Source organism: Streptomyces sp. NPDC037100, assembly GCF_055606225.1.
This window is the reverse complement of the sequence record NZ_JBVJSX010000004.1, coordinates 481,976-494,090: the sequence shown is the minus strand read 5'-3', so window position 1 is coordinate 494,090 and position 12,115 is coordinate 481,976. Positions and strand designations below refer to the sequence as shown.

The window sequence follows — 12,115 nt, the reverse complement described above, 5'->3', positions numbered from 1 at the left end:
ACCAGGCCGTATATCCGGAAATTATGCTCCGACGATCTGGCGCCGCCAGGTTTGCAGACATGTCAACCAACGAACTGCAGGACAAGAAGGCACTCGTCACCGGCGCCACGTCGGGGATCGGTCGCGCGATCGCGGTCAAGCTCGCGGAGGCGGGTGCCACCGTCTACGTGACGGGGCGCAGGGCCGAGCTCGGCAAGGAGACCGTCGAGCTGATCGAGCAGGCGGGCGGGACGGGCCACTTCGTCGTCGCGGACGTCGCGAACATCGACGACGTCCGGGGGCTCGCCGAGGAGGTCGGCGAGGTGGACATCCTGGTGAACAACGCCGGCGTCTTCCCGTTCTCGACGACCCCTGAGCAGTCGCTCGACAGCTACGAGCAGGTCTTCGACATCAACGTTCGTGCGTCCTACTTCCTGACGGCCGCGCTCGCGCCGGCCATGGTGGCCAAGAAGAAGGGTGCGATCGTCAACGTGTCGTCGGTCGCCGCGCAGATCGGCACCCCGGTCGGCTCCGTCTACAACGCCTCCAAGGCCGCGATGGACGCGCTGACCCGGTCGTGGGCCGTCGAGTTCGGCGCGGCGGGCGTCCGCGTCAACTCCGTGGCGCCCGGCCCGATCCGGACCGACATGGCCGTCGACACGGTGGGCGAGATGTTCGAGGCGTTCAGCCAGAGCACACCGCTCGGCCGCGCCGGCGAGCCCGAGGAGATCGCCGAAGCCGTGGTGTTCCTGGCCTCCGACAGGGCCGGCTACATCACCGGCGCGGTGCTCACCGCCGACGGCGGCTTGGTCGCGACCTGAGCGCAGAAGGGACTGCTTGGCGCTGACAGGCCACGCCGACGGGCATCACCGTCCAGGATGCCCGTTGTGCGCGTCCGGCGCTTCAGCGAAGGGTGGTTGAGGCCAGCTGCGGCGGCAGCCCGGCCACATGCGTGACGACAAGGCCCGACACAGCGCGCGTCAGCGCCACATACAGACGTCGGAGCCCGGTCCGTTCGTCCGGTTCGCCGTCCACCACCGCCCGGGGTTCGTCCAGGACCACGTAGTCGTACTCCAGGCCCTTCGCGAGGGACGCCGGGACCAGGGTCAGGCGGGTGTCCTGGGTGGTTTCCTCGCCCGGGCCGAGGTAGGGGATCCCCGCCTCCGTCAGGGCCCGGGACAGTTCGGGCACGCGGGCGTCCGCCGCGATGAGGCCCGTCGAGCCCTCGTGGCGCAGCAACTCGCGGCAGGCTTCGACCACGTCGTCGGTGCCGGAGACCGGCCGGACCTCGAAGTGGCCCGGGTTCTCGCGGATCGAGGCCACCGGGGTCAGGCCGGGGGCGATGTGCGGGAGCAGCCGGGAAGCGTAGGTGATGACGTCCGTCGGGACGCGGAAACCGGCCGTCAGCTCCTCCACCAGGGCGTCCGGCTTGCCGAGATGGCTCAGCGCCTCCTGCCAGCTCCGGGTCGCCCAGGCCGTCGTGCCCTGCGCCAGGTCGCCGAGGACGGTCGCACTGCCTGTGGTGCAGCGGCGGCCGACCGCCCGGTACTGCATGGGGGAGAGGTCCTGCGCCTCGTCGAGGACGACGTGTCCCAGGGAGTGCGTGCGCTGGATCAGGTCGGTGGCCTCGTCGATCAGGACGGCGTCCGCGGGTGACCACCTGGCCGACTTCACGCTCCGCGCCGGCTTCGACCAGAGGATCGCCTTCTGCTCGTCCTCGTCGAGGATCCCCTCGGCGTGCACGGCGAGGAACTCCGCGTCCGACAGCAGCCGCAGCACCAGCTTCGCCGGGTCGACCGCCGGCCAGACCGCCTTCACCGCCGCCTTGACCGCGCTGTTGCGGGCCACCGCGTCCTGCACCCGGTCGTCCGGCGCCTCACCCGACCGTTCCATCTGCACCAGCACGGCGTGCGCGATGCGCTGCGGCAGGGCCTCGCGCGCTGCGCCGTAGCGGATGTCGCGGTCGAGCAACTCGCGGACGATGTCCTCCAGTTCGTACGCCGGGACCCGCCAGCGGCGGGAGCCGCGCACGACCACGACCGGCTCGGTGGGCATCGTGACGTGCGCGTAGAGGGCCCGGCGCAGCACCCGCGCCAGCCGGGCGTCGCCCTTGACGACCGCGGCCGTCGCGTCGTCCGTGCCCTTGATCTCGACATGGGCGACGAGGTCGTCGACGGTCGCCTGCCGGACGGTCAACTCGCCCAGCGCGGGCAGGACCTGCTCGATGTAGTGCAGGAAGGACCGGTTCGGTCCGATGACCAGGGTGCCGGTGCGGGCGAGCCGCTCGCGGTGGGCGTAGAGGAGGTAGGCGACGCGGTGCAGGCCGACGGCGGTCTTTCCGGTGCCCGGGCCCCCCTGCACGCACACCGTGCCGGAGAGACCGGACCGGACGATCTCGTCCTGCTCGGGCTGGATCGTCGCGACGATGTCCCGCATCGGGCCGACGCGCGGCCGCTCGATCTCCTGCTGGAGCAGCTTGCTGGTTCTGGACGCCTCGGCCGGGTCCGACAGGTGCTCGTCCTCGTACGCCGTGATGTCGCCGCGGGTGTAGCCGAAGCGGCGGCGCAGCGCGATGTCCATCGGGTCCTTCTTGGAGGCCCGGTAGAACGGCTGCGAGACCGGCGCGCGCCAGTCGATGACCATGGGGTCGCCGTCGTGGTCGTGCACATGGCGGCGACCGATGTAGAAGCGCTCCCCTTGCGCGCCCTCCGCCGCCTCGGCGCCGGGGGCGTGCAGGTAGTCGAGCCGGCCGAAGAACAGCGGGGTGTCGCTGAGGTCGGCCAGGGCCTTGACGCGCTCCTCGATCTGGCGGGCCAGCACCTCCGCGTTGACCCAGTTCGCGGTGACGTCGCTGATGTCGAGGGCCTCGACGTCCTCGCGCATGGCACGCAGGGCGGCTCGGGACGAGGAGAGGTGGGAGCGCTCACGCGCGAGCGGATCGTCGACGGGCGTGGACAAGGGGGTGCCTCCGGGGGACCTGTGACGGGTTGGGGGTGAGATGCCGGCCGGTTTCCGTCCGGTCGGCGGCACTCCTGTGGGAGGCGGGCAAGAGCGGAGATGCTAGAGGAGCGGGGGCGGTGACCGCGAACGGTTTTCTCATCCCCTAGGGGACGAGCCCGGGGACGGCCCTCACCCCCTGGGGGGAGCGGGTCGGCCCAACGGCGTATGCGGCGGCCGGGAGGTTCGGTCCCGAGACCGACGCGGACTTTACGGGCCGAAACGCACCATGGAGACATGAGCGCAGCAACCATCCAGCCCGCCCCGGCACCGGGCCGCCCGCCCGGCGCCACCGCCGTGGCAGGCAGCCACCGCCATCGCCTCGGTGATGCCCTGCGCGCCGTCAAGGTCTTCGCGGGCGCCGCCTTCGACGTGATCGTCCTCGGCCAGTACGGGGAGGAAGTCGGCGTCGTCCATCGCCACAAGTGAGCCGGTCCCTCAGCGAGAAGTGAGCCGGACCGCCCCTGGAGCGGGACTGCTCAGCTCTCCGCGAGCAGCTCGTCCGCGTCCACGATCCGGTACGCGTACCCCTGCTCCGCCAGGAAGCGCTGGCGGTGCGCGGCGAAGTCCTGGTCGATGGTGTCCCGGGCGACCACCGAGTAGAAGTGCGCCTGGTGGCCGTCGGACTTGGGACGCAGCACCCGGCCGAGGCGCTGGGCCTCCTCCTGCCGGGAGCCGAAGGTGCCCGAGACCTGGATGGCGACCGTCGCCTCCGGCAGGTCGATCGAGAAGTTCGCGACCTTGGACACGACGAGCACGCTGATCTCGCCCTCCCGGAAGGCGTCGAAGAGCTTCTCCCGCTGCACGTTCGACGTCTCGCCCTTGATCACGGGCGCCCCGAGGTGCTCACCCAGCTCGTCCAGCTGGTCGATGTACTGCCCGATGACGAGGATCTGCTGCCCGGCGAACTTCCGTACGAGCGCCTCGGTGACCTTCCGCTTGGTCGCGGTCGTCGCACAGAAGCGGTACTTCTCCTCCGTCTCGGCCGTGGCGTACGCGAGCCGCTCGGAGTCCGTCAGATTGACCCGGACCTCCACGCAGTCGGCGGGCGCGATGTAGCCCTGCGCCTCGATCTCCTTCCACGGCGCGTCGAACCGCTTGGGCCCGATCAGGGAGAACACGTCCGACTCGCGGCCGTCCTCGCGCACGAGGGTGGCGGTCAGGCCGAGCCGCCGCCGCGCCTGGAGATCGGCGGTGAACTTGAAGACCGGTGCGGGCAGCAGGTGCACCTCGTCGTAGACGATCAGCCCCCAGTCCCGGGAGTCGAACAGCTCCAGGTGCGGGTAGACGCCCTTCCGCCGGGTGGTCAGCACCTGGTAGGTGGCGATGGTGACCGGCCGGATCTCCTTGCGGGTGCCGCTGTACTCGCCGATCTCCTCCTCGGTGAGCGAGGTCCGCTTCACCAGCTCGTGCTTCCACTGCCGGGCGGAGACGGTGTTGGTGACGAGGATGAGGGTGGTCGACTTCGCCTGGGCCATCGAACCGGCCCCGACCAGCGTCTTCCCGGCGCCGCAGGGCAGGACGACGACGCCCGAACCGCCGTGCCAGAAGTTCTCCACGGCCTGCTTCTGGTACGGCCGGAGCGCCCAGCCGTCCTCGGCCAGCTCGATCTCGTGCGCCTCGCCGTCGACGTACCCGGCGAGGTCCTCGGCCGGCCAGCCCAGCTTGAGCAGCGTCTGCTTGATCTGGCCCCGCTCGGAGGGGTGCACGGCGACCGTGTCCGGGTCGATGCGGGCGCCGACCAGGGGTGTGATCCGCTTCGACCGCAGGATCTCCTCCAGCACCGGGCGGTCGGTGGTGGTCAGCACCAGTCCGTGCGCCGGGTGCTTGGACAGGGTGAGACGGCCGTAGCGGTCCATCGTCTCGGCGATGTCGACGAGCAGCGCGTGCGGCACGGGGTAGCGGCTGTACTGCACGAGCGCGTCCACGACCTGCTCGGCGTCGTGGCCCGCCGCGCGGGCGTTCCACAGGCCGAGCGGGGTCACGCGGTAGGTGTGGATGTGCTCCGGCGCCCGCTCCAGTTCCGCGAACGGGGCGATGGCCCGGCGGCAGCCGTCGGCCTGCTCGTGGTCGACTTCCAGGAGCAGGGTCTTGTCGGACTGGACGATCAGCGGACCATTCACGCGAGGCACCCTTTCTGTGGCCGGAGGGCTCGGACGGCTCGACAGCGCGACGCCTCGGCCAAACGTCCAGTGTGCCTGATCGACCGCGTCAGGTGGTGTGATCTGCGCGTCCAGTCGTACTGAATGCCTATTCATCCCAACGTGTGGTGTGAATTCAGTTTTTCCATCGCGGCCCCGAAGAATGGCGCAGGTGCGCAACCCGACGACCACCACGCTCGGATACGCCCTGTTCGCCACCCGCTGGCTCCAGGCCCCGCTGTACTTCGGGCTGGTGGCCGCCCAGGGCGTCTACGTCTACAAGTTCTTCAAGGAGCTCTGGACCTTAATCCTGATGTGCGTGACCGGGCACGCCACCGAGACATACGTGATGCTCGCGGTGCTCAAGCTCGTCGACGTCGTCATGATCGCCAATCTGCTGATCATGGTGATCGTCGGCGGCTACGAGACCTTCGTCTCGCGCATCGGCCTGCAGGGCCACCGTGACCAGCCCGAATGGCTCTCGCACGTCAACTCCAACGTGCTGAAGGTCAAGCTGGCCACGGCGATCGTGGGCATCTCCTCCGTGCACCTGCTCCAGATGTTCGTGGACGTCCACCACACCTCCCGTCACGCGCTGCTGTGGGGGACGGTGATCCACATGGCCTTCATCGCCTCGGCGGCGATCCTCGCCTACATGTCGGGGCCGATGGTCGCGCAGGCGGACCGCGGCCACGCCGACCATGCACCGGCCGGGCAGGCGCAGGCGGGGCAGGCGCAGGCGGGGCAGGCTCAGGCGGGGCAGACTCAGGCCGGGCACGCGCGGGCCGGGCACGGGCAGGCACGGCACGCACCGGCCGGGCAGGCACAGGCCGTGGGCCAGGAGGAGAGCGACCGCGGAGACCGGCACCGGGCCCCGTCGGAGGCCGAGGCCTCGGTGACCGCACCGGCCGTCCCCCGACAACTCGCCCCCGACGCCGACGCCGACGCCGAGGCCCGGATCCGTGCCGCCGGCTTCCCCGCCCGCAAGCTGCTGGAGGACTTCGACCAGCAGCACCCCCGGGACTTCGACCGGGAGGCAGTGGCCCGGCTGGGCAAGGCGGAGTTCGTCGCCGCCCGGCGCAACGTGGTTCTCGTCGGGCCGCCCGGCACCGGCAAGACCCATCTCGCCGTCGCCCTGGGCGTGCGCGCCTGCCAGGCCGGGCATCGGGTGCTGTTCGCGACCGCCGCCGAGTGGGCGGCCCGGCTCACGGAAGCCCGGGCCGCCGGCCGGCTCGACGCGGAGCTGACCGCTCTCGACGATCACCCCCTCCTGATCGTCGACGAGATCGGCTACACGCCCTTCGACGCGGCGACCGCGGGCCTGTTCTTCCGGCTCGTCGCCCACCGCTACGAGCGGGCCTCGCTGATCGTGACCAGCGACCGACCGCTCGGCCGCTGGGACGAGGTCTTCGGACCGTCCGCCCCGGCGATGACGGACCGCCTGGCCCATCACGCCGACCTCGTGCGGCTGGAGGGCGACAGCTACCGGACGCGCCGCGCTACTTCAGCATGGGCAGACTGACGTTCTGGACCAGCGGGCCCTCGATGGTGACCCCCTCGGTGACCAGCGGCTCCGCACCGGCGACCGGCAGGGGCAGCGGCAGCGCGGGGGCCGCGGCGGCACAGGGCCCGGACACCCCCATGAGCGCGACGGCACAGAGGGCGACGGCGGGCAGCTTTACACGCATGGGGACGACAAGGCCTTTCACGGGCTGGGGACGAGGAGCCCCCCGGGCCGGCCCGGGGACGCCGGAGCCGGCCCGACGAGGGGGCCGGAGCGGATCAGATCTGCGGTGTCTCCAGGACGAGGCCGGCGACGTCGATGCTCACCGCGGAGGCCGGAGTGGCGAGCCCCCCGAACGTCATCAGGGCGGCGGTGACGAGGACGGCGGCGACTCGACGGACAGCGCGCATGGGGGGATTTCCTTTCGGAGCGGCTCACAGGACACCCGGTGGCTGCCCCCGCGCACACGGCGTGATGCGGCACGCCCGGGAAGGTCGCCCGAGCGTGGGAAATCCCCGGCGTGGCGTGCATGAACGCCCGCACGCACCCGAACGGGTGACGCGGCCCGCGCGGGGCCGTCAGCCCGCGTCGTCGGCGAGTTCGGCGACCCCGGTGATCCGGTGCAGCGGATACGTACGGACCTCGTCCGCGGTGTGGTCGTACGCCGTGACGAAGCCGCCTTCGACGCGGATCGGGGCGATGACCCGCTGACTGGCGGCGCCCTCGGCGTTGACGTAGCCGATCCACAGGGCCTCGCCGGTCAGGACGGCGGCCTGCATGGTGGCGAGGGTCTCGGCGGCGCCGGTGCGGGGCAGTTCGCCGTCGGCCGCCGGAGCCGCACCCGGCTTGCGCGGGGTGGTGGAGGCGAGGTCACCGGCCCGGATGGCGCGCAGCGCGGCCGCGAGGAGGATGTCGTCGGGGACGGGCGGGCCGTCCGGGACCGGCTCGGGCGGGGTGCGGGGCGGGGTGCGGTGGGCCAGGGCGCGGGTGATCAGCACGTCACCCTCGGCGGATTCGGCGGCCGGCGCGAAACCCATCGCCCGCAGGCCTTCCAGGAGCCCCGCCGGGTCGGCCTGGGCGGCCAGCACGGTCGGCGCGAGCCGGCGCAGCCCGAGCCCGGCGGCCCGCTTGTCGGCGAGGATCTCGCTGAGTACCGCGTCGTCGTCGCAGCGCACGTACGCCGAGGCCGCGCCGACGCGCAGATGGCCGTGCCGGCGGGCCACGTCGTCGATCAGGTACGCGAGCGGCTGCGGCACCGGCGTGCGGGAGTGCGCGGCGAGGAAGGCGTGCAGGTCGGAGGCGGCCTGACCGGCGTCCAGCGCCCGCCGCACCGAGCCGGGCGTGAACCGGTAGACGGTCGCCCCGCCCTTGGACTCGACGTCCGCCAGCACGCCCAGCATGTCCGCGAGCGGCCGCTGCAAGGGCCCGGGCGCCACCGCCGTCAGGTCGGCCTGGAGCAGCACGTGGTCCAGCGGTTCGGGCAGCAGCGGCGCGAGCAGCCGGGCCGCGGCGGCGGAGGCGACGGCCTGTTCGGCCGGGGGCAGAGGGGCGGGCGGGGCGGTGCGGTGGTGGTGGACGGGCAGCTTGTCGCCCGGCCCTGCGGGCTCCGCTTCCGGGCTCTTCGCGGCAGCCGCGGGGGCCGCGGGCGCGCCCAGCAGTGCCCGGCCCTGGGCCGACAGCGCGCCCCGGCCCGTGACACCCAGCAGCTCCGCCTCGGACAGGGCCCACTCGGCGAGCCGGCCGCGCAGGTCGTCCTCGCGCCGGTCGCCGCGCAGGGGCCGCTCCCAGCGCAGCCGGGCCAGCACCGACCCGGTGGCGGGCGCTGCGCCTTCCGGCAGCCCGGCCAGCAGCGCCAGCACCCGGTGCCGTACCTCGGGCGCCGCCGAGCGGTCCAGGCCCGGCCCGAGCGCCGACAACGTCCGGTCCTTGGCGTCCCGCCCGCCCACCAGACCGGCCGTCCGGGTCGCCGCGAGCCACGCCGTGACCAGCCGCGACCAGCGCTCCGCGGCGGGCTGCTCCAGCCACTCGTCGTAGGCGGGGGTCGCCGCGTACCGCTCGTCGGCCTCGCCGTCCGAGGCGATCAGACCGGCCGCGTACGCCAGTTCCACCCAGAACGCGGCCGTCGGCTCGGGCACGTCGAGGGCTACGGCGGTCCGCTTCAGGTCCCGCACGCTCAGCCCACCGGCCCGCAGCACCGCGGGTCCGCCCTCGTCCCAGTCCTTCAGAAGCTCCTCGACGGTCGCGAGCGCGGTGTACGCCTGCCCGGCCGCGGTGCTGTCCACAACCTGTGGACGGTGCACGGCGGCCGCCTCGACCACCGGCGGTACCGGCTCGGCCGCCCGGTGCGCCAGACCCCGCCGCAGGTGCAGGGCGACCTCGCGCGGCAGGACGACCGTGCCGGGCGCCGTCGGCAGCAGCAGTCCGCGGTCCAGCAGCCAGCGCAGCCGGGGCGCGGGATCGGCGGTGACCTGCCCGTACGGCGGCCCCCACACCAGGCGTTCCAGCACGTCGAGGGAGTCGGCCGGGGCGTCGGCGAGCAGCGCGGACATCCGGGACCGGTCGGTGAACAGCCCGGTCAGGGCGGTCACCGCGGAGACCGAGTCGTGCGTCGAGGCCAGTCCGGCGGCCGCGACGATCTCCTGGATCCGGCCCGGGGACATCCCGGCGGTGGCCTCCTGGACCGTCGGACCGAGCCCGGTCGGCGAGGGGTGCTGCGGCGAGGGTGCCAGCAGCTCACGCGCCGTGCGGACCAGCCGCAGCCGGTCGTCGTCGCCCCACACCAGGGCCTGCTCGCGCAGCAGGCCGACGGCGTGCGGCAGGGCGGCGACCACGGCCGGATCGGCGTCGTCCCCGGCCATGAGCCCGAGCAGTTCGCCGTACGTCGCCGGGTCCGCCGCCACGGCCAGCGCCTCCGCCGTCTGCAGCGCGAACCGGTCGAGCCGCTCCAGGGCCCGCACCACCGAGGCACGGGTGCCGGCGCGGGTCGCGAGCTGGGTGAGGTCGGTGGGGACGGGCGTGATGAGATCCGGGCGGCTGCGCAGGAGCGCGCCCAGCGAAGCATCGCCCCGCGCGCGGAGCGCTTCCGCGAGGGAGCGGGGGGCCGGGGGCCTGTCCTCGGTGCTCATCCGGTCCACGGTAGCGGGTCACCCGCGGCGGCCGGGCCGACCGTGCGCCGCCTCGCCCCCGTACGCGGGACGGGCTTTTGGCCGCTCCGAGGGCACTCGCGGTACCGTCGTGCGACGGCGTCACGCAACGCACCCGCCCCGGAGGGGACTTCGTGGGGATTGAGAGCGACCAGGTCGTTTACGAGTATCTGAGCCGCGTCGGCGACGTGGCCCAGCAGCGGCAGTTGTCGTCGGCCACCCGCATGCGTCTGGTCGCGGACCTGCGCAACGAGATCGACAAGCGCCGCTCGAAGGCCACCGTCGACTCGCCCGCCGCCGTCCGCCGCATCCTGTCCCGCCTGGGCAGCCCCGACGACGTCGTGACCGCGGCGGCGGGCGGCACGACCGGTGAGCCGTACAGCCCGGCCCCCGCCTCCGTCCCGGTGCAGCGCGAAACCGAGCCGGAGGAGCGGGATGAGCGGGCGAAGGGCGTCATGAGGCGCGTCGTACCGCGCCCCCGCCCGGCGCGGCCCGCCGAGGACCCGCACCCCGCGCCCTCCGACGGCGCGGCCCCGCCGCATCTGGCCGCCGGGCACGAGCTCGGGGACAGCGCGCTCCAGCCGGACTGGTGGCGGGTGGAGAGCGGCCCCTTCGGCGTGGGCGACGAGGTGCCGGGCTTCGTGGGCGGTGTGGAGCTGCCCGACCTGCTGAAGCCGCCGGCGCAGCGGAAGGCCGAGCGGGAGAGGCCGGACGCCGTGGAGACGGCCGCGGCCGTGGAAGCGGCGGACGCAGCGGACGCGGCAGACGCGACCGGGAAGGGGAGCCGCCGCCGTCTCGCGCGCCTCCCCGCCGGGAACTGGAGCAATCCGCTGCTCCTGATCGCCGCCGGCCTCCTCGTCGCCGGTGCCGCGCTCGGCAACTGGTTCGTCCTGCTGCTCGGCTGGCTGATCGCCTACGCCTCCCGCCGCCTCACCCAGGCCGAGACCAAGTGGGCGGTCGTGATCCTGCCCGGCCTCTCCGTGGCGGGGGGTCTGGTCTGGCTGTGGGGCCGGATGAACGGCCGCTGGGGCACCCCGATCGCCGAGGGCCACATGAACGCGGCGGTGTCGGAGACCTGGCCGTGGGTGGTCAGGGGCGCGGCGGTGGCATCGGCGCTGTTCTTGGTGTGGCGCTCACAGCGCTCGCGCTAGGTCGTGTCCGCAAAGTCCCGTCGTCCGCCCGGAGGGCGGGCCCCGCGGCGTCTGGTGCGTGCTCTCGGCGTGCCGGGCGGAGCCCCTCGTACTGGACGTACTTGGGTCTTCGTCCGGTGCGGCGAGAGTGCGTGCCAGGCGTCGTGGGGCAGGCGGGACTTTGCGGACACGACCTGGGCCCCCGGGGCGCGTCCGCCGGTCACAGCCGGACGTCTGCCGTTCACACCGCCTGGGCACAATGGCCCATATGGCACTCACCGTCGGCTTCGACCTCGACATGACCCTCATCGACTCCCGGCCCGGCATCCGCGCCTGCTACCAGGCGCTGTCCGAGCGCACGGGCACGTACGTCGACGCCGACCTGGCGGTCACGCGGCTCGGGCCGCCGCTGGCCGAGGAGCTGGTCAACTGGTTCCCGGCCGAGGAGATCGCGGCCATGGCGGACCTGTACCGGGAGATGTACCCGACGATCGCCATCACCGCGACCCCGGCGCTGACCGGCGCCCGGGAGGCCATCGCGGCCGTACGGGAGGCCGGCGGACGCGCGATAGTCGTCACCGCCAAGTACGAGCCCAACGCCAAACTGCACCTCGCCCACCTGGGCATCGAGCCCGACGCCGTCATCGGCGACCTGTGGGCCGAGCAGAAGGCGGAGGCCCTGCGCGAGCACGACGCGGGCGTCTACGTCGGTGACCACGTCGGAGACGTCCGCGGCGCCCGGGCCGCCGGAGCCCTCTCGGTCGCGGTGGCCACCGGCCCCTGCCCGCCGGAGGAACTGCGCGCGGCGGGCGCGGACGTCGTCCTCACGGATCTGACCGAATTCCCGCGGTGGCTTTCGGACTACCGTCCCGCACGCGCCTGACGCCGGCCCGCTGCCACGGAACACAGCACTCCCGCGCCGGCCATCAGGAATCCGACGGCCATGAGCATGCTCAATCCGAACATGTACGTCGGAAAGGGAGTCGTCCCGAGCAACAGCGGGGCGACCGTGACCAGTGTGGCCAGGGCGCCGATGAAGAACACGACGGCTCCGGCCCGGACCAGGCGGTCACCGGGAGCGGCGGAATTCGTTTGGGTTTTGTCACTCACCCGACCAGGGTAGTTCCCAGCGCGAAGGAACAACCGGGTGACGTCTTGTCACCGGCTGCAAGAGCATTAGCCTTGGTACCGGCGGGTCCGTACGACCCGCCCGAGTGCTAT

11 protein-coding genes are annotated in these 12,115 nt (G+C 73.0%); 5 read left to right on the top strand and 6 right to left on the bottom strand.

All coding sequences use genetic code 11. The features are described 5' to 3' along the window. The first annotated feature begins 59 nt into the window (after positions 1-59). On the top strand, positions 60-800 hold the full coding sequence (locus ACZ7EG_RS16465) for an SDR family NAD(P)-dependent oxidoreductase (RefSeq protein ID WP_471078296.1): 741 nt from the start codon (positions 60-62) through the stop codon (positions 798-800). A gap of 82 nt (positions 801-882) precedes the next feature. Here ACZ7EG_RS16465 and ACZ7EG_RS16460 read toward each other — a convergent pair whose 3' ends face one another. Continuing rightward, entirely contained in the window at positions 883-2,937 is a 2,055-nt protein-coding gene (locus ACZ7EG_RS16460) for a HelD family protein (RefSeq protein WP_471078293.1), read from the bottom strand. Positions 2,938-3,213: 276 nt separating this feature from the next. Here ACZ7EG_RS16460 and ACZ7EG_RS16455 point away from each other — a divergent pair, with 276 nt between their 5' ends. Continuing rightward, entirely contained in the window at positions 3,214-3,405 is a 192-nt protein-coding gene (locus ACZ7EG_RS16455) for a hypothetical protein (RefSeq protein ID WP_471078290.1), read from the top strand. Positions 3,406-3,455: 50 nt separating this feature from the next. On the opposite strand, the gene ACZ7EG_RS16450 is transcribed toward ACZ7EG_RS16455, so the two are convergent. Next, entirely contained in the window at positions 3,456-5,099 is a 1,644-nt protein-coding gene (locus ACZ7EG_RS16450; RefSeq protein ID WP_471078287.1) for a DNA repair helicase XPB, read from the bottom strand. Positions 5,100-5,280: 181 nt separating this feature from the next. Between ACZ7EG_RS16450 and istB the strand changes: the two genes are divergently transcribed. Next, positions 5,281-6,639 carry an IS21-like element helper ATPase IstB gene (gene istB / locus ACZ7EG_RS16445; protein WP_471078284.1) on the top strand — a complete coding sequence of 453 codons (1,359 nt, stop codon included), beginning with the start codon at positions 5,281-5,283 and terminating at the stop codon, positions 6,637-6,639. Here the strand turns inward: istB and ACZ7EG_RS16440 are convergent. From ACZ7EG_RS16440 to ACZ7EG_RS16430, 3 genes are all read right to left on the bottom strand, one after another. Then, positions 6,617-6,805 carry a hypothetical protein gene (locus ACZ7EG_RS16440; protein WP_471078281.1) on the bottom strand — a complete coding sequence of 63 codons (189 nt, stop codon included), beginning with the start codon at positions 6,803-6,805 and terminating at the stop codon, positions 6,617-6,619. The genes istB and ACZ7EG_RS16440 overlap by 23 nt on opposite strands. Positions 6,806-6,899: 94 nt before the next feature. Further along, positions 6,900-7,031, bottom strand: coding sequence for a hypothetical protein (locus ACZ7EG_RS16435; RefSeq protein ID WP_257027809.1), 132 nt, complete (start codon positions 7,029-7,031; stop codon positions 6,900-6,902). A gap of 168 nt (positions 7,032-7,199) precedes the next feature. Next, positions 7,200-9,746, bottom strand: a complete 2,547-nt coding sequence (locus tag ACZ7EG_RS16430; RefSeq protein ID WP_471078278.1) for a helicase C-terminal domain-containing protein — start codon at positions 9,744-9,746, stop codon at positions 7,200-7,202. Positions 9,747-9,898: 152 nt separating this feature from the next. Here ACZ7EG_RS16430 and ACZ7EG_RS16425 point away from each other — a divergent pair, with 152 nt between their 5' ends. Both ACZ7EG_RS16425 and ACZ7EG_RS16420 read left to right on the top strand, forming a co-directional pair. Next, entirely contained in the window at positions 9,899-10,915 is a 1,017-nt protein-coding gene (locus tag ACZ7EG_RS16425) for a hypothetical protein (protein WP_471078275.1), read from the top strand. A gap of 238 nt (positions 10,916-11,153) precedes the next feature. Next, positions 11,154-11,777 (top strand): HAD family hydrolase, encoded by a 624-nt coding sequence (locus ACZ7EG_RS16420; RefSeq protein ID WP_471078272.1) that lies wholly within the window; start codon positions 11,154-11,156, stop codon positions 11,775-11,777. Here the strand turns inward: ACZ7EG_RS16420 and ACZ7EG_RS16415 are convergent. Next, a complete protein-coding gene (locus tag ACZ7EG_RS16415) occupies positions 11,756-12,004 on the bottom strand; it encodes a hypothetical protein (protein ID WP_471078269.1) in 249 nt (82 codons plus the stop codon). The two genes, ACZ7EG_RS16420 and ACZ7EG_RS16415, sit on opposite strands and share 22 nt — an antisense overlap. Between the last annotated feature and the right edge of the window lie 111 nt (positions 12,005-12,115).

What these genes read in the sequence shown, in the direction of transcription:
- ACZ7EG_RS16420 (WP_471078272.1), top strand. Translation starts at nt 11,154, where the DNA reads ATGGCCCATATGGCACTCACCGTCGGCTTCGACCTCGACATGACCCTC.
- ACZ7EG_RS16430 (WP_471078278.1), bottom strand. Translation starts at nt 9,746, where the DNA reads ATGAGCACCGAGGACAGGCCCCCGGCCCCCCGCTCCCTCGCGGAAGCG.
- ACZ7EG_RS16465 (WP_471078296.1), top strand. Translation starts at nt 60, where the DNA reads ATGTCAACCAACGAACTGCAGGACAAGAAGGCACTCGTCACCGGCGCC.
- ACZ7EG_RS16440 (WP_471078281.1), bottom strand. Translation starts at nt 6,805, where the DNA reads ATGCGTGTAAAGCTGCCCGCCGTCGCCCTCTGTGCCGTCGCGCTCATG.
- ACZ7EG_RS16435 (WP_257027809.1), bottom strand. Translation starts at nt 7,031, where the DNA reads ATGCGCGCTGTCCGTCGAGTCGCCGCCGTCCTCGTCACCGCCGCCCTG.
- istB (WP_471078284.1), top strand. Translation starts at nt 5,281, where the DNA reads ATGGCGCAGGTGCGCAACCCGACGACCACCACGCTCGGATACGCCCTG.
- ACZ7EG_RS16455 (WP_471078290.1), top strand. Translation starts at nt 3,214, where the DNA reads ATGAGCGCAGCAACCATCCAGCCCGCCCCGGCACCGGGCCGCCCGCCC.